At 74.2% G+C, this 19455-nt stretch carries 15 protein-coding genes and 2 pseudogenes; 12 read left to right on the top strand and 5 right to left on the bottom strand.

All coding sequences use genetic code 11. The features are described 5' to 3' along the window. Positions 1–116: 116 nt before the first annotated feature. Positions 117–1169: an alpha/beta hydrolase gene (locus ACN263_RS23825; RefSeq protein ID WP_422736546.1), complete on the bottom strand. Its 1053-nt coding sequence runs from the start codon at positions 1167–1169 to the stop codon at positions 117–119. Between the two features lie 221 nt (positions 1170–1390). After that, the gene (locus tag ACN263_RS23820; RefSeq protein WP_422736545.1) at positions 1391–1810 is read right to left on the bottom strand and encodes an HPF/RaiA family ribosome-associated protein; all 420 of its coding nucleotides are present in this window, start codon (positions 1808–1810) and stop codon (positions 1391–1393) included. Positions 1811–2115: 305 nt separating this feature from the next. Here ACN263_RS23820 and ACN263_RS23815 point away from each other — a divergent pair, with 305 nt between their 5' ends. The 3 genes and pseudogenes from ACN263_RS23815 to ACN263_RS23805 all read left to right on the top strand — a co-directional run bounded on the left by ACN263_RS23815 (position 2116) and on the right by ACN263_RS23805 (position 5753). Next, complete coding sequence (locus tag ACN263_RS23815; protein WP_422736544.1) at positions 2116–2859, top strand: single-stranded DNA-binding protein; 744 nt, start codon at positions 2116–2118, stop codon at positions 2857–2859. A 198-nt stretch (positions 2860–3057) separates the two neighbouring features. Further along, a pseudogene (locus ACN263_RS23810) lies at positions 3058–4050 on the top strand (cobalamin biosynthesis protein); the annotation flags it as partial. Positions 4051–4211: 161 nt separating this feature from the next. Beyond that, positions 4212–5753, top strand: coding sequence for a cobyric acid synthase (locus ACN263_RS23805; protein WP_422736543.1), 1542 nt, complete (start codon positions 4212–4214; stop codon positions 5751–5753). A gap of 84 nt (positions 5754–5837) precedes the next feature. On the opposite strand, the gene ACN263_RS23800 is transcribed toward ACN263_RS23805, so the two are convergent. Beyond that, entirely contained in the window at positions 5838–6239 is a 402-nt protein-coding gene (locus ACN263_RS23800) for a rhodanese-like domain-containing protein (protein ID WP_355052319.1), read from the bottom strand. A gap of 226 nt (positions 6240–6465) precedes the next feature. Between ACN263_RS23800 and ACN263_RS23795 the strand changes: the two are divergent. The 4 genes and pseudogenes from ACN263_RS23795 to ACN263_RS23780 all read left to right on the top strand — a co-directional run. Beyond that, positions 6466–7337 (top strand): annotated as a pseudogene (locus ACN263_RS23795) (uridine kinase family protein); the annotation flags it as partial. After that, the gene (locus ACN263_RS23790) at positions 7330–8673 is read left to right on the top strand and encodes a dipeptidase (RefSeq protein ID WP_422740800.1); all 1344 of its coding nucleotides are present in this window, start codon (positions 7330–7332) and stop codon (positions 8671–8673) included. The pseudogene ACN263_RS23795 and the gene ACN263_RS23790, both read left to right, overlap by 8 nt. Before the next feature lie 71 nt (positions 8674–8744). Next, positions 8745–8951, top strand: coding sequence for a hypothetical protein (locus ACN263_RS23785; protein WP_030333429.1), 207 nt, complete (start codon positions 8745–8747; stop codon positions 8949–8951). Between the two features lie 130 nt (positions 8952–9081). Further along, entirely contained in the window at positions 9082–10674 is a 1593-nt protein-coding gene (locus ACN263_RS23780; protein ID WP_422736542.1) for an ATP-dependent DNA ligase, read from the top strand. Positions 10675–10701: 27 nt separating this feature from the next. Here the strand turns inward: ACN263_RS23780 and ACN263_RS23775 are convergent, their stop codons facing one another. Beyond that, positions 10702–11523 (bottom strand): SURF1 family protein, encoded by an 822-nt coding sequence (locus ACN263_RS23775; protein ID WP_422736541.1) that lies wholly within the window; start codon positions 11521–11523, stop codon positions 10702–10704. A 173-nt stretch (positions 11524–11696) separates the two neighbouring features. Between ACN263_RS23775 and ACN263_RS23770 the strand changes: the two genes are divergently transcribed. Then, on the top strand, positions 11697–13094 hold the full coding sequence (locus ACN263_RS23770) for a cobyrinate a,c-diamide synthase (protein WP_422736540.1): 1398 nt from the start codon (positions 11697–11699) through the stop codon (positions 13092–13094). Continuing rightward, the gene (locus ACN263_RS23765) at positions 13091–13660 is read left to right on the top strand and encodes a GNAT family N-acetyltransferase (protein ID WP_422736539.1); all 570 of its coding nucleotides are present in this window, start codon (positions 13091–13093) and stop codon (positions 13658–13660) included. The genes ACN263_RS23770 and ACN263_RS23765 overlap by 4 nt, the downstream gene beginning before the upstream one ends. 62 nt (positions 13661–13722) lie before the next feature. Here ACN263_RS23765 and ACN263_RS23760 read toward each other — a convergent pair whose 3' ends face one another. After that, positions 13723–15855 (bottom strand): transglycosylase domain-containing protein, encoded by a 2133-nt coding sequence (locus tag ACN263_RS23760; protein ID WP_422736538.1) that lies wholly within the window; start codon positions 15853–15855, stop codon positions 13723–13725. 122 nt (positions 15856–15977) lie between these two features. Between ACN263_RS23760 and cobC the strand changes: the two genes are divergently transcribed. From cobC to cobA, 3 genes are read left to right on the top strand one after another with little or no spacing between them, the layout of a single operon-like run. After that, positions 15978–17060: an Rv2231c family pyridoxal phosphate-dependent protein CobC gene (gene cobC / locus ACN263_RS23755; RefSeq protein WP_422736537.1), complete on the top strand. Its 1083-nt coding sequence runs from the start codon at positions 15978–15980 to the stop codon at positions 17058–17060. Continuing rightward, the gene (gene cobT / locus ACN263_RS23750; protein WP_422740798.1) at positions 17060–18187 is read left to right on the top strand and encodes a nicotinate-nucleotide--dimethylbenzimidazole phosphoribosyltransferase; all 1128 of its coding nucleotides are present in this window, start codon (positions 17060–17062) and stop codon (positions 18185–18187) included. The genes cobC and cobT overlap by 1 nt, the downstream gene beginning before the upstream one ends. Positions 18188–18218: 31 nt before the next feature. Then, positions 18219–19439: a uroporphyrinogen-III C-methyltransferase gene (gene cobA, locus ACN263_RS23745; protein WP_422736536.1), complete on the top strand. Its 1221-nt coding sequence runs from the start codon at positions 18219–18221 to the stop codon at positions 19437–19439. The last annotated feature ends 16 nt before the right edge of the window (positions 19440–19455 follow it).

Genomic DNA, 19455 nt, shown 5'->3' with positions numbered 1-19455 from the left:
TTTCCGGGGCTGCTCGGCCGCCGAGCGCCGTCGCCCCGGGGCGTCCCGCTCGTTCGGGCCGTCGAACAAGTCGCCGGCCGTAGCTTGGGCGCGGGCGGTCGTCCGAGCTGGTCGGATCAGTCGCCGACCGCCGTTGCCTCGGCGGTGTCGGTCGACGGGCGGCGGCTCTGTGGCAGCGTGGGCGTCTCGGTGTCGGTGTTGTCGTCGGCTGGGGCGGTGGGGCCGGCGGCCAGGAACGCCTCGGCCCAGCGGCCGACCTCGTCGAAGACCTTGGCGCGTACGGCGGGGCCGGAGAGGGTGAGGTCGTGCAACCCGCCGTCGAAGCGGGCCAGGGTGACGTGCTGGCCGAGGCGGGGCGCGTACTTGACCATGTGTTCGACGTCCAGCACCGCGTCGGCGAGGGTGGCGTTGTCGTGCCACCTGGTACCCCGGAAGGAGCGGGTCGAGCAGGCCAGCAGCACCGGCACCGGGATGTTCAGACCGGCGCGCAGCCGACGCTGGCCGGTGCGGATCGCGTTCAGCCAGCCGGCCCGTACCGGGAACCCGGCCAGCGGCTTCCAGGCCAGGTCATAGGTCCACTCGCCGCGGTGGTCGGAGTGCAGGCTCTCGCCGTACACCGTGCCCAGGCCCAACGGCAGGATGCGGTGCGGCGCCCTGCGGCCCAGCCGGGCGACGGCGGCCGCGAGGGGTCGACGGACCGCCCAGGGAGCGTTCAGGTCGAAGAAGGGGCTGTTGAGGACCAGGCCGTCGACGACGCCGGCGTCGCGGCGGGCGTCGGCCCAGAGCGAGATGATCAGGCCGCCGGTGGAGTGGCCCATCACCAGCAGGGTGTCGTGCTCGTCCGCACCGCGGATGATCTCGGCGGCGGCGTCCAGCTCGGGGAAGTAGTCGCTGATGTCGCGGCAGAAGTTCGGCGTCTGGTGCGCGAGCAGACTGCGGCCGTATTTGCGCAGGTCGAGCGCGTAGAAGTCCCAACCACGCGCGGCGAAGAAGTCGGCCAGGTGGGTCTGGAAGAAGTAGTCGACGAACCCGTGCACGTAGAGCACCGCCCGCCCGGTCGGACGCTCGGCCCGCCGCCGGACCAGGGTCGCGACAACGGGACCTTCGTCGTCGGTGCCCAGGTCGATCGTCTGCCGCTCGTACGGCGGCCCCAACACGTCCGCTTCCACGCCCGCGACGCTACGCCCGCACCCCTACCCAGCGGTAGCCCACACCCCGCGCCCCGCGCCCTCGCGTGACGGCCCGCGCGACGCGCCCTCGCGTGACGCCCCGCGCGACGCCCCGCCGATCTTGCACTTTCTGTCGCGGCATAACCTCTGGAAAGCCGCAAATTGGCATCCGAAAGTGCAAGATCGCGGGCGCGTGGCGTGGCGCGTTGGGCGGGTGTGGGTCAGGCGGTTTCGGCGTCGGCGCGGGTTGGCGCCTCGTCGATCGGGTCGGTCTCGCCCTGGGGCTGGGGGATGTCGCGCAGGTGCTTGTTGTTCCGCGGCTCCTGGCGGGTCTTGGCGTCGTTGAGCTTGCGGCGCAGGTCGTCGCGGACGTCGTTGAGGGCCGCGTGCAGGTCCTCCTCGGTGGAGGTGGTGACGATCTTCTGCCGGCCGGCGATCCAGCACTCCAGGGTGACCTTCTGGCCCCGGGCCTCGCGGTCCTTCACCGACACCTCCAGCTCGGTGGCGTCGGCGTGGAAACCGGCCAGCCGGGCGTCGAGGGTGGCGAACTGCTCGGCGATCCAGTTGCGGTCGCCCTGCGAGAACCCCGCGCCGACCCGCAGGCACTCGCCCACGGTCGCCGGGTTCGCCACGGCGCTCATCGCCGCACCTCGGAAGCAGTCGCGGTGCCGAAAGTAGTGATCGTCATGGTGCTGACCTCTCGTCGACGTGGAGCTTGTCGGTGGTGCGTTGATCAAATCCATACCCAGTTCGGTCGGCTCCGGAACCGCCATTCGCCGCTCGGGTGGGTCGGCCGTACCACAACAAGGGCTTGATCAGGGCGTTGTCCACAGGTGGCCCGTTGTCCACAGGTCCGGGTGGCGGCGCTGGCGGTGGCCGTCGACATCGCACAGGCTCGATGCCGAGTCGACTCGCGCTGGCAGACCCCGGATCCCCTGGAGGGACGATGTTCGACACGTACGTCACGATCGTCGGCAACATTCTGACGGCACCCGAGTGGCGCCGGACGAAGGAGAGCAACACGCTGGTGGCCAACTTCAAGGTCGCCTCCACCGCCCGCCGGCTCGACCGCGACAGCGGCCGTTGGGTCGACGGGAATTCGCTGCGCGTCCGCGTCAACTGCTGGCGCAAGCTCGCCGAGGGCGTGGCCGCGTCGGTGATGGTCGGCGACCCGGTGGTGGTCTGCGGTCGCCTCTACACCCGCGACTGGATCGACGAGGCCGGCACCCACCGCACCCTCTACGAACTGGAGGCGGTCGCGGTCGGCCACGACCTGTCCCGGGGCCGCGCCCGCTTCCTGCGGAACCGGCCGACCATGACCACGAGCGCCGTCGAGGACGCCGCCGCCGAGAGCCGCGTGCACGGCGAGCCCACCGAGGCGGTACCCGCCGAGGAGGCACCGGCGCTGCCCGACGACGGCCCGCTCGACGACGACTTCGAGCTGCCCGAGTACGCCGCGCCGCGTACCGGCGCACTGGGTCGCGGTCCGCTCGACGCCTCCCTGGACGGCATCGGTGCCGGTCCGGCGGCCCTGGACGACGACGGGCTGGCCCTCGCGGCGGCGGGCGACGCCGACCCGGAGGGCGACGCCGACGACGAGTTGGGGCCGGTGTCCGACGAGGGTCAGCCGGACGCCCCGTCGTCCGGTCGGGGGCGGCGGGGCCGGGGTCGGGTTCCGCAGCCGGCGTGAGCGTCCGTTCCCGGGGCGGCGGCACGGCCGCCTGAGAGGCCGGTGCGTGCCGGTGGCACGACGGGGGCGGGGTGGCGGCGCGGTCGGCGTCGTCACCCCGCGTGGGCAGAAACCGGCGAAGGAGAGTGCGATGGAGTACGGCAGGCGCGGCTGGCTCGTGCGGTGCTCGTCTAGGCTGGCCGGCCGGGGGTGGTGAGCGTGCGACGGACAGCACCGGTGGCGAACGCGGTGGGCCTGGTGGCCGGTTACGCGCTGGACGGGCTGCTCGGCGACCCTCGCCGGTGGCACCCGGTCGCCGGGTTCGGTCAGCTGGCCGGCGCTCTGGAACGTCGCCTGCACCGGCCGGACCGGGCCGCCGGGGCAGCGTTCACCGCGCTGGCGGTCGGCGGTCCGGTGGCCCTCGGGGTGGTCGCCGCGGTGGCCACCCGACGCCGACCGGTGAGCCGCGCGGTGCTCGTCGCCGCCGGCACCTGGACCGTGCTGGGCGGCCGTACCCTGCGCCGCGAGGCCGCCGTCATGGGTCGGACGCTGCGCGGCGGTGACCTGCCGGCCGCCCGGGAACGCCTCGGCAACCTCTGCGGCCGGGACCCGTCGACCCTGGACGAGTCGGAATTGGCCCGCGCCACCGTCGAGTCGGTCGCGGAGAACACCTCCGACGCGGTGGTCGGCCCGCTGCTCTGGGGTGCGGTCGCCGGCCTGCCCGGGCTGCTCGGTTACCGCGCCGCCAACACCCTGGACGCGATGGTCGGGCACCGGTCGGAGCGGTACGCCCGGTTCGGCACCCCGGCCGCCCGGCTGGACGACCTGCTCAACCTCGTACCGTCCCGGTTGACCGGGCTGCTCACCATCGCCGTCGCGCCGGTCGCGCACGGCGACCGGGAGCGCGCCTGGCGGGTGTGGCGGCGGGACCGCAACGACCACCCGAGCCCCAACGCCGGGCAGTGCGAAGCGGCGATGGCCGGCGCGCTCGGCGTCCGCCTCGGTGGCCGCAACAGGTACTTCGGGCGCTCCGAGGTCCGCCCGTTCCTGGGCGACGGCCCGCGTCCCGAGGCGCGACACCTCAAGCGGGCCGCGCGCATCTCCGGCGCTGTCGGCCTGGCCGCCCTCGGGCTGGCCGCCGCCTACCCGCTGACGGTCGGCCGCCTCGCCGACGCCGCCGCGCGACGGGGCCTGCGCGCGGTGAGGGGGCGGCGCAGCCGCCCTGCACCGGCCCGGGAGGCGTTTCGGCCTGGCCTTTGGGCAGGCGGCCCGCTGTCCGTCAGCACGGAGCGTGGCCTTTGGGCAGGCGGCCGGCTGCCGGTCGGGTCGGAGCACGGCCGTTCCGGCGGCGTCGCGGGGCGGAGGATCGGCCGGTGAGCGGCGGGCTGCTGGTCGCCGGGACCACCTCGGACGCCGGCAAGAGCGTGCTCACCGCCGGCATCTGCCGCTGGCTGCACCGGCAGGGCGTGAAGGTGGCGCCGTTCAAGGCGCAAAACATGTCGAACAATTCGGCCGTCGTCGTCGGGCCGGACGGGCGTGGTGGGGAGATCGGCCGCGCCCAGGCCATGCAGGCCGCGGCGTGTGGGCTCGCACCGGACCTGCGCTTCAATCCGGTGCTGCTCAAGCCGGGCAGTGACCTCGCCAGCCAGGTGGTTCTGCTCGGCGAAGCGGTCGACACCATCACCGCGGGCACCTTCCGGCAGCTGCGACCCCGGCTCGCCGAGACCGCGTATGCGGCGCTGGCCGAGCTGCGCGCCGCGTACGACGTGGTGATCTGCGAGGGGGCGGGCAGCCCGGCGGAGATCAATCTGCGGGCCGGGGACTACGTCAACATGGGGCTCGCCCGGCACGCCAACCTGCCCGCCATCGTGGTCGGCGACATCGACCGGGGTGGCGTCTTCGCTTCGATGTTCGGCACGGTGGCCCTGCTCGATCCGGCCGACCAGGCCCTCGTCGCCGGCTTCGTGATCAACAAGTTCCGGGGTGACCGGGGTCTGCTCCAGCCGGGGCTGGACATGCTGCGGCAAGTGACCGGCCGTCCCACGTACGGGGTGCTGCCCTGGTCGCTCGACCTGTGGCTGGACGCGGAGGACTCCCTCGCCTACGGCCGGGTGCTCGGCCGTCCGGCCGCCCCGCACGGCAGCTCGTGGTTGGACGTGGCCGTCGTCCGGCTGCCCCGGATCAGCAACGCCACCGACGTGGAGGCGCTCGCCACCGAGCCGGGTGTCCGGGTACGCCTCACCGTCGAGCCGGCCGAACTGGCCTCCGCCGACCTGATCGTCCTGCCCGGCTCGAAGTCGACCGTCGCGGACCTGGCCTGGCTCCGCGAGACCGGGCTCGCCGACGCGGTAACCGCCCACGCCGCAGCCGGTAAGCCGCTGCTCGGCCTCTGCGGCGGCTTCCAGATGCTCGGCCGAGCCATCCACGATTCGGTCGAGAGTCGGCAGGGCAGTGTGCCCGGGCTCGGTCTGCTACCGATCGAGATCACCTTCGATCCCCGCAAGACCGTCCGGCAGTCGGTGGGCGTCGGCCCCGGCGATGTGACGGTCCGCGGCTACGAGATCCACCACGGGTACGTCTCGCAGACCGACCCGACCCTGACCCCGCTGCTGACCGGGGCCGACGGCGCGGGGGAGGGAGCGGTGCTCGGCGCGGTGCACGGCACGCACTGGCACGGCGCGTTCGAGTCCGACGGGTTCCGCCGCTGGTTCCTCAGCGAGGCGGCGCGGCTGGCCGGGCGTACCGGCTTCCAGGTCGCGCCGGGCACCAGCTTCGCCGCCGCCCGGGAACGCTCGCTCGACCTGCTCGGCGACCTCGTCGAGGAGCACCTGGACACCGATGCCCTCTGGCGTCTCATCGAGACGGGCGCACCCGCGGACCTACCCTTCATCCCGCCCGGGGCGCCGCCCACCTGAACCCACGCGGCCATGACCGCCACGAAATCGCGCCCGGTTGCACCGCGTGACCGACGCCGCGCAGACCCGCTGTCAGACCCGCTGTCAGAGGCGGATGTCGGCGGGGCGGTCGGTGGTGGGCAGACCGGCGGCCAGCCAGGCGTCGACGCCACCGATCATGTCGGTGGCCCGGCGCAGGCCGAGGGTCTGGAGGCTGGCGGCGGCCAGGCTGGAGCTGTAGCCCTGGCGGCACACCACGATGATCTCCCGGTCGTACGCGGTGGCCTCCGGGATGCGCCAGGCGCTGGCCGGGTCGAGCCGCCACTCCAGCACCGTGCGGTCGATGACGACCGCTCCCGGAAGGTCGCCCTGTTCGCGGCGCTGCGTGTCGGTACGGGTGTCGACAAGCAGAGCGCCACCACGGACCGCCTCGACGGTCTGCTGTGGAGTCAGTCGGTGCAGCCCGGCGCGGGCCTGTTCGAGCAGGGCGTCGATGCCGGGGCTCATCACGTCTCGGAGCACCACCCGATCATGCCGACTCGGCTACCGGCCCGCGCGGCGAACGGGCCGCCCGTCACCCGTCGCCACCCCAATTCCCCCGGACGTGAGAGTGGCCGCCGGGCGGGCTCAGCCGGACGTGGCACACCGCCCCGACGGGCGTGATCGACTCGGCTTCCGTGAGGTCGGGGTGTCCGGGCCGGGGAGAGACCCCGACATCCGTGAAACCGAGTCGATCACTGCTGCCCGGCCCGGCGGCCGAGCGCGGGCCGGGGGGCATACTGCGGTCGTGCACGGACTCGTCGCCAGGGGACCGCTCGGCCGCAAGGGTCCGCCGCTGCGTGACCCCGGGACCCTTCGACACCGGGGCGACGCCGTCGGGCCGACCGGGCATCCCGCCGCGCAGGTGGTGCCGGTGGCGGTCGTCGAGGCGTACACCGAGGTGGCACGCCGGGTGCTCGCGGGCCCGGCGCGGCTGGGACGGACCCGGCTCGTCGCCGTCGACGGGCCGAGCGGCGCGGGCAAGAGCCGGTTCGCGGCGCACCTCGCAGACGCCCTCGCGGCGCTGCCCGGCGGGCGGCCGCCGGTGGTGCACACCGACGACCTGCTCGACGGCTGGGACGACCAGCTCACCTTCTGGCCGCGACTCGACGGCGAGGTGCTGGCCCGGTTGCGCCGGGGTGAGCCGGGCGCGTACCGGCGGTACAGCTGGGTGCGGCGGTGCTTCCTGCCCCGCCCGGTGCCGGTGCCGGTGACGCCGGTGTTGATCGTGGAGGGGGTCAGTGCCGCCCGGGCCGTCGTCCGGCCGGAGCTGACGCTCGCCGTCTTCGTGACCGCGCCCGCGCCGCTGCGGCTGGCCCGTGCCGTCGAGCGGGACGGGCCGGAGATCCTGCCGGAGCTGCGCCGCTGGCATGCCGGTGAGCGGGCGCACTTCGCCGTCGACGACACCGCCGCGCACGCCGACCTGGTGGTCGACGGCGCACCGGCGTTGCCGCTGGACACGTCGCGCTACTTCGTGCGGGTCCACACAGCGGGTACGGGCTCCGCCGGCAGCCCGGGGTAAGGCCGGCATACGATGCCGGTCATGACCTCACCGATCATGTCCGAGTCCGAGGTGCGGGCCGCCGTCGAGCGGGAGATGCCCGGCGTACGGGCCGACCTCGAACGTCTCGTCCGCATTCCCGGCATCGCCTTCGACGGCTTCGACCACTCGCACGTCGAGCGTTCCGCCGAGGCGGTCGCCGAGCTGCTGCGCGGCTGCGGCCTGGACGTCGACATCGTGCGTTCCGGCGGGCAGCCCGCCGTGATCGGCCGTCGCGCGGCCCCGCCCGGCGCACCCACCGTGCTGCTCTACGCCCACCACGACGTGCAGCCGGTCGGCGACCGGTCGCTGTGGGAGTCCGACCCGTTCGAGCCGGTGGAACGTGACGGCCGCCTGTACGGCCGGGGCGCGGCCGACGACAAGGCCGGCATCATGGCGCACGTCGCGGCCCTGCGGGCGTACGGTGACGCGCTGCCGGTCGGTGTGGTGCTGTTCATCGAGGGCGAGGAGGAGTTCGGCTCCGACTCGTTGGAGCGGCTGCTCGCCGAGCACCGGGACGAGATCGCCTCGGATGTCATCGTGATCGCCGACTCCGGCAACTGGGACATCGGCGTACCGGCGCTGACCACCTCGCTGCGCGGCATCGTGAACTGCTTCGTCGAGGTGCGCACGCTCGAGCACGCGGTACACAGCGGCATGTTCGGCGGTGCCGTCCCGGACGCGCTGACCGCGCTGGTCCGGCTGCTGGCCACCCTGCACGACGACGCCGGCGACGTGGCGGTCGACGGGCTTGTCGGTCGGGTGGGCGCCGCCGTCGACTACCCGGAGGACCGGGTACGCGCCGAGGCCGGGCTGGCCGAGGGTGTGCAGTTCATCGGCACCGGCCGGCTCACCGACCGGCTCTGGACCAAGCCGGCGCTGGCCGTGCTCGGTATCGACGCGCCGGCCACCGGCGAGGCGCCGAACGCCCTGGTGCCGGCCGCGAAGGCGAAGCTCAACCTCCGCCTCGCCCCCGGCGACGACCCCAAGCGGGCGTACGCGGCGGTGCGCGCCCACCTGGAGAAGCACGCCCCGTGGGGCGCCCAGGTGACGGTCACCTTCGAGCACGACGGCGACCCGTGCGTGATCGACGCGTCCGGGCCGATGTTCGACGCCGCCCGTTCGGCGTTCCGGACCGCCTGGGACGGCACCGACCCGGTGGACATCGGCGTCGGCGGCTCGATCCCGTTCATCGCCACGTTCCAGGAGATGTTCCCGCAGGCGGCGATCCTGGTGACCGGCGTGGAGGACCCGCACGCCCGCGCGCACGGCCCGAACGAGAGCCTGCACCTGGGCGAGTTCGCCAAGGTCTGCCTGGCCGAGGCGCTGCTGCTGGGCAAGGTGGCCGCCGCAGCCGAGTAGTAACGGCAAGTTTGCGGCTGATCTGCGCGTTTACGGCGTGTCGTCGATGAGATTGCTATAGGCTTTCGAACATGAGTACGAACGAGGTGATGGCCCGGTTGGGGGCCGCCGTCAGCGCACTGGGGGACGTCGACGTCTCCGCGTGGTCCGAGGACACGCTCAACGAGCAGCTCGGTGAGCTCTCCGCAGCCCTGGTCGCCCTCGACTCGGTGCTCTCCCGGGTGGCCGGTGAGGTCCGCGCCCGAGGGTTGCGCATCGAGGAGCCCGTCTCCGCCTGATTCCCGCCCCCCTCGTGCCGGTTCGACAAGGGCGACCGCCCGCACGAGACCGGCACGAGCGGGCTGCGGCACCGCGCCGACACCGCCCGGGCACGGCAATGCCCGGGCGGTGTCGGAGGTGACTGGCAGGATGAGCCTCGTGCGGTTCATCGAACTGGCGGCCACCTCCGCCGCCGTGGGCGCCACCAGCGGCCGGCGGGCCAAGGTGGAGCTGCTCGCCGACGCGCTGCGCCGGCTTGACCCGGCCGAGGTGGAGCCCGGTGCCGGCTACCTCGCCGGTGAGCTGCGGCAACGCCAGACCGGCGTGGGTTACGCGAGCCTGCGGGACCTGCCTCCGCCGGCCGCCGAGCCGACGCTGACCGTGGCCGCCGTCGATGCGGCCATCGCGCAGATCGCCGCCGTGCACGGCTCGGGGTCGCAGGCTCGCCGACGCGCTCTGCTCGGCGCCCTCTACGCGGCGGCCACCGCCGAGGAGCAACGGCTGCTGACCGGCCTGTTCGGCGGCGAGCTGCGCCAGGGAGCGCAGGCCGGGCTGCTCGCCGACGCGGTGGCCCGGGCCGCCGAGGTGCCGGTCGCCACCGTCCGCCGTGCCCTGCTGCTCGCCGGTGACCTGCGCGCCGTGGCGGTGGCCGCGTTGTCCGGTGGCGAGGCCGCGTTGGCCGGGTTCGGCCTGCGGGTCGGCCGGCCGCTCGCGCCGATGCTCGCCCAGAGCGCCCCCTCGGTCGACGAGGCGCTGGCCGCGACCGGCACGCCCGCCGTGGTCGACGTGAAGCTCGACGGCATCCGCATCCAGGTGCACCGCTCCGGCGCCGACATCGCCGTGTTCACCCGCAGCCTCGACGAGATCACCAACCGGGTGCCCGAGGTCGTCGCGGCGGTGCGCGCCCTGCCCGGTCGGGAGCTGGTGCTCGACGGGGAGGCGATCGGGCTGGACGAGACGGGCCGCCCGCTGCCGTTCCAACAGACCTCCAGCCGGGCCGCCCGGCGCACCACACCGAGCACCACCGGCCGTACGCCGGTCGCCCCGGCGGTGCTCGCGGCCGCCGCCAGCACCGGCACGACGGTGCTCACCCCGTACTTCTTCGACCTGCTGCACCTCGACGGTGAGGATCTGATCGACCTGCCCGGCCGGGAGCGGTGGGCCGCGCTCGCCGGCGCGGTGGACGCGTCGTTGCTGGTCGGACGGATGGAGGTCGACGGTCCGGAGCAGGCCGGCGCGGCGTTCGCCGCCGCGATCGACGCGGGTCAGGAGGGCGTGGTGGTCAAGGCGCCGGACGCCCCGTACGACGCCGGCCGACGGGGCGCCGCCTGGGTCAAGGTCAAACCCCGACACACCCTCGACCTGGTGGTACTCGCCGTGGAGTGGGGCAGCGGTCGGCGTAAGGGCTGGCTCTCCAACCTGCACCTCGGTGCCCGTGACCCGCGCACCGGCGACTTCGTGATGCTCGGCAAGACGTTCAAGGGGCTCACCGACGAGCTGCTGCGCTGGCAGACCGAGCGGTTCCTCGGCCTGGCCGTCGAGCGCGGCGACTGGGTGGTCCGGGTGCGCCCCGAGCAGGTCGTGGAGATCGCGTTCGACGGGGTGCAGACGAGCACCCGCTATCCGGGCGGGATGGCGCTGCGGTTCGCCCGCGTGGTCCGCTACCGGGACGACAAGTCCGCCGCCGAAGCCGACACCATCGACGCCGTCCGCGCCATCCACGCGGGCCGGACCACCGGCTGACGCCGGTCCGAGTCCAGCCGCCCGGGGTCAGGCGGACGCGCCGGCGGTCGGCTCGGCCGCCCGGTCCTGTGGCGTCGACGTGGGGCCGAGGCCGGCGGCCCGGCGTGCCTCGCGGCGGGCCACCCAGCCGTAACCGAAGATCGCCATCGCGGCGAAGAGCCACCACTGCACGACGTAGCCGAAGTTCTGCCAGTTGTTGGTGTGCCCGACCGGAACGGCCTTGAACGCCGGGTCGGCGGCCGGGGTCTGCTCGTCCAGCAGCAGGTAGCCGCCGTAGACCGGGTAGGGCAGCTCGCGGGCCAGCCGCGGTACGGCGATCCGCCGGGTCTCGAGCCGCCCGTCGCGGCGGTCCACCGCACCGGCGCCGCTCTCGGTCTCGTGCACCCGGCCGCTGACCGTGACGTCGCCGCCGGGCGGGGTGGGCACCGACGGCTGGGCGGTCGCGCCGCCCGGAGCGGGCGGGATCCAGCCCCGGTCCACCAGCAGCGCGGTGCCGTCGGCGAGCACGAGCGGGGTGAGCACCTCGAAGCCGACCCGGCTGTCGACCGTCCGGCCGCGGACCAGGACGGTGTTCGACGTGTCGTACCGGCCGGTGGCGGTGATCCGGGTCCAGACCCGGTCCTTGGCGGGGGCCGGGCCGGCGGTGCCGGGTCCACCGGTCGGCGGGCGGAATGCGTCGGCCAGGGGTGCCGGGGGCATCCGCTCGCCCGCGTCGATCCGCTCGTTGATCTCGGTACGACCCCGGTAGCGGTCCAGTTGCCAGTTGCCGAGCCACACCATGACGGCGGCGGCGACCAGCGTCAACGCGAGGGCGCCCAACCAGCGTGGGCTCAGCAGGAACCGGTACACGGCACCGAGGCTACCCGTATGACCGGGGCCACTCACCGCGACCGGGCCGGGACGGTCCGCCGACCCCCGGTTGGCGGTGCTCGCCGGTCGGATCGGACGGGTATCGTCACGCCGACGGATCGACCTTCCCGGTTGTTCGTCGCGTACCCGCCGCCGCCCGCGAGGAGTCGATGATGACCGTCGTGCCGCGCCTGGTGCTCAGCGCGCCGTCCTCCGGACACGGCAAGAACGCGCTGGCGATCGGGCTGCTCGCCGCCCTGGCCGAGCGGGGTGTCGACGTCGCCGGGTTCAAGCTCGGCCCGGACCACGTCGACGCCGCGTACCTCGGTCTCGCCGCCGGTCGCCCGGGTCGGGTGATCGACCCCCGGCTGGTCGGCGTCGACCGGCTCGCCCCGCTTGTCGCACACGGCGCCGCCGGTGCCGGGCTCGCCGTGGTGCAGGGCAGCATGGGCCTGTACGACTCGGTGGGCGGCCGTCCCGAGCAGGAGTCCACGGCCGCCGCCGCGGCGGCGCTGCGCAGCCCGGTGGTGTTGGTGGTCGACGTGGCCGCGATGGGTCAGTCGGTGGCCGCGCTGGTGCACGGGTTCCGCTCGTACGACGAGCAGTTGTGGCTGGGCGGGGTGATCCTCAACCGGGTGGCGTCGTCGCGGCACGAGGCGATGCTGCGCGAGGCGTTGGACGACGTGGGGGTGCCCGTCTACGGCGCGCTGCGCCGCCAGGACCTGCCGGCCGTGCTGCCGTCCCGCCGGCACGGGGTCGCGCCGGTGGTCGACGCCTCGGCCGACGCGGTCCGCGCGGTGCGTCGACTGGGTGAGGCCGTCGCCGCCACCGTCGACCTGGAACGCCTGCTCGGGCTGGCCCGTTCCGCTCCGCCCTTGCCGGCGGTGGCCTGGTCACCGGGGGACGTGCTCGGCGAGCTGGTCGTGCCGGCGCAGCGTCCGCTGGTCGCGGTGGCGGGTGGTCCGGGCGGCAGCTTCAGCCACCCGGAGACGGCCGAGTTGCTGTCGGCGGCCGGGGCCGAGGTGGTCACCGTCGATCCGCTGCGCGACGAGGCGTTGCCGGTCGGCACCCGGGCGCTGGTCGTCGGGGGAGCGCTGCCCGAGGCGTACGCCGAGCAGTTGTCGGCCAACCGGCGGCTCTGCATCGCGGTGGCCGAGTTGGCGCGTACCGGCCGGCCGATCGTCGCCGAGGGCGCCGGTCTGCTCTGGCTGGCCCGCGAGCTGGACGGGCTGCCCATGTGCGGTGTGCTGGACGCGGTCGGCGCGAGCCGGGACGGACTTGTCGTGGGCTACCGGGAGGCGACCGCCAAGACCGACAGCGTGGTCGCCGCGACCGGCACGGTAATCGTCGGGCACAAGGACCACCGGGCGGTGCTCACCCCGCGCGCCGGTCAGCGACCGGCGTGGAGCTGGGACGGCGGCACGCCGGAGGGGTTCGTCTGGCGCAACGTGCACGCCTCGCAGCTCACCCTGCACTGGGCCGGTCATCCGGCGACGGCCGCCCGGGTGGTGGCCGCGGCGGTCGGCGAGCCAGCAGCCGAGGCGGTGTCGCCGCCGGTGGTTCCCGCGTGATCGGTGAGATGGCGGTCCGCCGGTTTCCGGCGTTGACCGTCTCCACCCCGCGTACCGAGGTGCGCCGGCTCACCGCGGCTGACGCGGCGGCGGCCGGCGAGATCTTCGCCGACAAGCTGACCCGGCGTTGGCTGCCGCTGCCCGACGACTCCGGCCCCATCGACGGGCACGCCTGGTGCACCGACCTGGCCCGGCAGCGACGCGACAGCGGCGAGGGCGACCACTACGCGGTGATCCGCCGGGAGGACGACGAGGTGGTCGGTTCCCTCTGGACCCGGCGTACCGACTGGGGCGCCCGTCTCACCGAGGTCTCCTACGCGATGGCCCCCCACGCCCGGGGCTTCGGCCTGGCCGCCGAGGCGGTGGACGCGGTGGCCATCGCGCTGATCCTGGAGCACGGCTTCCAGCGGGTCGAGCTGCGGGTCGCGCCCGGCAACCTGGCGTCCCGCCGGGTCGCCGAGAAGGCCGGCTTCACCTACGAGGGTCTGCTGCGCAACGCCGGGTTCGTCGGCGGTGGCCGGGTCGACCTCGAACTCTGGTCGTTCGTGGCGGCGGACCTGCGCTGACCCCTGCGGACCCGGCGTCGGACCTGCGCAGGTCCGCCGCCACGACGGACCTGCGTCGGCCGTCACCCGACGATGGCGTCCGAGGGTGGCGTGAACTGCCGGGTCGGTGTGCCCTTCAGGCCGTCGCGCAGGGTTTGTGCCACCGCCGCGATCGGGATCTGGGACTGCCCGTCACCGACCGCGTTGAACGGGTTGTCCGGGTCGGAGATGAAGCTCGCCGCGGCCAGTTCCGGTGTGTAGCCGACGAACCAGGCGGACCGGGTGCTGTCGGTGGTACCCGTCTTGCCGGCGACCGGGCGGCCGACCGTACCCCGGACGCTGTCGGCCGTCGACCACCCGCCGCAGCCACCGCGGGCCGGGGTGTCCCCGGTCGGGCAGCGGGCGGCGTCGGTGGCCGCGCGGGCGGCGTCGGCGCTGACCACCTGGCGGCAGCGGGGCTTGGCCACCTCGCGCTGGATGCCGCCCGGGGTGGCGTAGGTGGCGGGTGTGCCGTCCCGGTTCATGATCGCCTGCACGGGTATCGCCTCGCAGTAGCGGCCGTCGGCCGCGATGGCCGCGTACGCGTTCGCCATCTCCAGCGGGGTGGCGTCGGAGACGCCCAGGGTGAACGCGCCCCACTTGTTGGCCTTGCCCGGGGACGCCTGCTCCCGGTCGACGTCGGTGCGCCAGCGCAGGCCGAGCTGTTCGGCGAGCCGGACCGCCTTCTCCGCGCCCACCTTCTCCTCCAGCCACACGAAGTACGTGTTGACGGACTTGCCGAAGCCGGACCACATGGTCTGCTGGCCGGTCATCGCGCCGCTGGCGTTCGACGGCGCCCAGCCGTCGTAGACGGACGACTTGTAGCGGTACGGGGCGTTGAACGAGGTGGAGAGCGTCATCCCGGAGTCCAACGCGGCCAGCATCGGGAACATCTTGAACGTCGACCCGGCCTGGTAGCCCGGCAGGTCACCGCCGCCGAGCAGCGGCGCCACCGTGTTCGGGTAGTTGGCCTTCACCTTCGGCCCGGCCTCGGGGTTGGAGCTGGGTGGATTGTCGGCCAGGTCCAGGGAGTAGTTCCGGTTCACCGCCATCGCCTTGACCCGCCCGGTGCCCGGCTCGGAGACCACGATGCCGTTGGCGAACGGGCTGCCGGTGCCCTCCTTCGCGCCGACGTTCTTCTCGGCCGCCTCCTGGACCTTGGGGTCGAGGCTGAGCACGATCCGGTACCCGCCCCGGCGCAGCTTGTCCATCCGTTCGAGGCGGTTGCTGCCGAACGCCGGTTGGGCGCTCCACCAGTTCTTCACGTAGTCGCAGGCGAAGCCCCAGCTCTGGTACTTCTCGACGATCGAGGCGCAGTCGCTCGGTGGCGTGGTGAGCTTCAGCCGGATCGGTTCGGACTTGGCGGCGGCGGCCGAGTCGGGGGACATGTAGCCGAGCTGGCTCATCCGGTCCAGGACGTAGTTGCGCCGCCCGGTGGCCTCCTTCTGGTCGGAGTCCGCCGGGTCGTACTCGGACGGGGACTTGACCAGGCCGGCGAGGGTGGCCGCCTCGACCGGGGTGAGGTCCTTCGGGGTCTTGGAGAAGAAGATCTCGCTGGCCGCGTAGATGCCGTACGCCCGGTGACCGAAGTACGCCGAGTTCAGGTACCGCTCCATGATGTCTTCCTTGCTCATCTCCTTCTCCAGGTCCAGCGCCATGCGCATCTCCTTGACCTTGCGCAGGCTGGTCTGCTGGGTGGCCTCCTGGACCTCCTTGGGGGTGGTGGCGCTGTCCCGCAGAGCCATCCGGACGTACTGCATGGTCAGCGTCGACGCGCCCTGGGACACCCCACTGGAGTGGGCGTTGGCCACGAACGCGCGGGCCACGCCCTTCGGGTCGACACCGTGGTGCTGGTAGAAGCGGGAGTCCTCGGCAGCGACGATCGCCTGCTGGATGTTCGGCGACATGTCCGACAGCTTCGTGTACTGCCGGTACTCCTCGTAGAACATGGTCAGCACGGTCTTGCCGTCCGGGGCGTACAGGTAGGAGGTCTCGGCGGGCAGGGCTCTGGTCAGCAGCCGGGTCTTCTGCTCCGTGGCGTGGGCGGTGGCCTTCGCGCCGAGCCCGGTGAGGGCGACCAGCGGATAGGCGGCGGCGGCGATCACGATGCCGGCGATGAGCCCGGCGCGCAGGAGAGGAACGAGTCGACCGGCGGCAGCAAGGGGTCGGTTGCTCACGTCGCCAAGTTATGACATTTCCGATTCGTACATGAGAAGAACTCATAAACCCGCGAGGTGGTGACATGGCTTACGTCGACATCGACTGTCCTGGCGGCCACCTTCCCGGCAGGATCGCGGACATGCGTGATCAGCCGAGCGGCATGTCGCCGTTCGCCGGTGCCGGGCCCGACCTGGCGCACCACGGCGACGCCGAGGCCAGTGCCGGTCTGGTCGACCTCGCCGTCAACGTCCGCCGGGCGCCGATGCCGGCCTGGTTGGCCGATCCGATCGCCGCCACCCTCACCGATCTGGCCCGCTATCCGGACCCGGCGCCGGCCCGCGCCGCCGTCGCCGCCCGGCACCGGCGTCCCCCGGACGAGGTACTGCTCACCGCCGGGGCCGCCGAGGGCTTCGTGCTGATCGCCCAGGCGCTGCGCGGCGTGCACCGGCCCGTGGTGGTGCACCCGCAGTTCACCGAACCGGAGGCGGCGTTGCGGGCCGCCGGGCACCCGGTGGAGCGGGTACTGCTGGACCCGGCCGACGGCTTCCGCCTCGACGCGTCCCAGGTGCCCGCCGACGCGGACCTGGTCATGATCGGCAACCCGACGAACCCCACCTCGGTGCTGCACCCCGCGCGGACCATCGCCGCGCTCGCCCGTCCCGGCCGGGTGCTGGTGGTCGACGAGGCGTTCGCCGACACCACGGACGGCGGGGACACCGGCGAACCGGAGTCGCTCGCCGAGCGGCGCGACCTGCCCGGGCTGCTCGTCCTGCGCAGCCTCACCAAGACCTGGGGGCTGGCCGGGCTGCGGATCGGCTACCTGCTCGGCGAGGCGGCCCTGCTGTCCCGGCTGGCCGCCGTCCAGCCGCTCTGGGCCGTCTCCACGCCCGCGCTGGCCGCCGCCGAGGCCTGCGCCACGCCCGTCGCGGTCCAGGCCGAACGCGCGATCGCCGCCGAACTCGCCGCCGACCGCGACCACCTGGTCGCCCGCCTGTCCGACCTGCCGGGGGTACGCGTCGCCGGCCGCCCCGCCAGCGCGTTCGTCCTGCTGCGCCTGCCCGACGCGACAGGGGTACGGGCCGCCCTGCGCGAGCGGGGCTGGGCGGTCCGCCGGGGTGACACCTTCCCCGGGCTCGGCCCGGACTGGCTGCGGGTGGCGGTACGGGACCGACACACCACCGACGCGTTCATCGCGGTGCTGCGCGAGATCATGGAGGCATGATGCTGGAGACCACGACGTCGGCGATCCGGCCCCCGGACGAGGCGGCGATGGCCGCCGCCCGCGAGCTGCACAGCCGGCTGACCAAGCCGGCGGGCTCGCTGGGCCTGCTGGAGGACCTGTCGGTACGCCTCGCCGGGCTGGCCGGGGTCTGCCCGCCCCCTGTGCCCGAACCGGCCGCCGTGGCGATCTTCGCGGGCGACCACGGGGTGCACGCCCAGCGGGTCACCCCGTGGCCGCAGGAGGTCACCGCGCAGATGATCGGCAACTTCCTGGCCGGCGGCGCGGTCGTCAACGCGTTCGCCCGGCAGGCCGGCGCGTCGGTCACCGTGGTCGACGTCGGGGTGGCCCATCCGCTGCCCGTGCCTGAGCCCGTGCCCGCGCCCGCGCCCGCGTCCGGGTCAGCCGCGTCCGGCCCCGCCGTCCCCTCGTCGGACCTGGCCGCGCCGCGGCTGATCGACGCCTCGGTGCGGCGGGGCACCCGGGACCTGTCGGTGACCGCCGCGCTCACCCGGGACGAGGCGCTGGCGGCGGTCCTGACCGGCGTCTGGGTCGCCGACGAGCTGATCGACGCCGGCGCAGACATCCTGCTCACCGGGGACATGGGCATCGGCAACACCACTCCGGCCGCCGCGCTGATCGCCGCGTTCACCGGCGCCGACCCGCTCGACGCCACCGGTCGGGGCACCGGCGTGGACGACGAGACGTACGCCCACAAGGTGGCCGTGGTGCGGGCCGCGCTGGCCCGGCACACCCCCGACCCGTCCGACCCGCTCGGAGTGCTGGCCGCCGTCGGTGGCCTGGAGCACGCCGCGCTGGCCGGGCTGATCCTGGGCGCCGCCGCGCGCCGTACCCCGGTCCTGCTGGACGGGGTGATCGCGGTGTCCGCCGCGCTCGCCGCCGCCGCGTTCGCGCCGGACGCGGTCGCCGCCATGGTCGCCGGACACCGCTCGGCCGAGCCGGGCGCGACGGTGGCGTTGCGGCACCTCGGTCTCGACCCGCTCATCGACCTGGGGCTGCGCCTCGGCGAGGGCACCGGCGCCCTGCTGGCGCTGCCGGTGGTCACCGGCGCGGTCCGGGTGCTGCACGAGGTGGCCACGTTCGACTCGGCCGGCGTGGCCGAGAAGTGAGCGCGTCCGGCGAGCGGTCGGGTGGTGCCGGATGAGCGCCAACCCGTACCCCCTTGGTCTGCGGCTCGACGGCCGGCGCGTGGTCGTGGTGGGTGGCGGCGCGGTCGCCACCCGGCGGGTGCCGGCGCTGCTGGACGCCGGCGCGGACGTGCTGCTGGTGGCACCGGAGCTGACCCCGGCGTTGCAGGCTCGGGTCGACGCGGGTCGGCTGCGCTGGGTGCCGCGCCGGTTCGTGCCCGAGGACCTGGACGGGGCCTGGCTGGTCCAGGTGGCGATCGACGACCCGATCGCGGCGGCCGCGGTCAGCGCCGTGGCGGCCGAGCGACGGATCTTCTGCGTACGCGCCGACGACCGGGCGGCCGCCACCGCCTGGACTCCGGCGGTGACCCGGCAGGGGCCGGTCACCGTGGCGGTGCTCGGTGGCGGCGACCCGCGGCGGGCGATGAGTGTCCGGGACGCCATCCGCGACCTGCTGGCTGTGCGCGACTCCGCACCGCCGGAGGCCCGGCGCGAGGCCGAGGCGACCGGCGGACGGGTGGCACTTGTCGGATCCGGGCCGGGCGACCCGGAGCTGATCACCGTGAAGGGTTGGCGGCTGCTCACCGAGGCGGACGTGGTGGTCGCCGACCGGCTGGTGCCCGGCCTGCTCCTGGACGAGCTGCGCCCCGACGTCGAGCTGGTGGACGCCTCGAAGATCCCCTACGGCCCGTCGCGGGCCCAGGAGGAGATCAACCAGATCCTGGTCGACCGTGCGCTGGCGGGCGCTGCCGTCGTGCGGCTCAAGGGCGGCGACCCGTACGTCTTCGGTCGAGGCGGCGAGGAGTTGCTGGCCTGCGCGGCGGCCGGCGTACCGGTGACCGTGGTCCCCGGGGTGACCAGCTCGATCGCCGCGCCCGCCGCGGCCGGCATCCCGGTCACCCACCGGGGGATGGCGCACGAGTTCACCGTGGTCTCCGGGCACGTCGCTCCCGACTCACCGGCCTCGCTGGTGCGCTGGGACGCCCTCGCCGGCCTGCGCGGCACCCTGGTGATCCTGATGGGGCTCAAGAACCTCGCCGCCATCACGGCCACCCTGATCGCGCACGGCAAACCGCCGCAGACCCCGGCCGCCGTGATTCAGGAGGCCACCACGGGTGCCCAGCGGGTGCTCCGCTCGACGCTCGAAGCGGTCGCCGCCGACGTGCTGACGGCCGAGGTGCGCCCGCCCGCCGTCGTCGTGGTGGGCGATGTGGTGGCGGCCCTCGACCGGTGACGGGCGGCACGGCCCG

This window comes from Micromonospora sp. WMMD729, assembly GCF_049315225.1.
GTDB lineage: Bacteria > Actinomycetota > Actinomycetes > Mycobacteriales > Micromonosporaceae > Micromonospora.
This window is presented reverse-complemented; position numbering and strand designations above follow the sequence as displayed.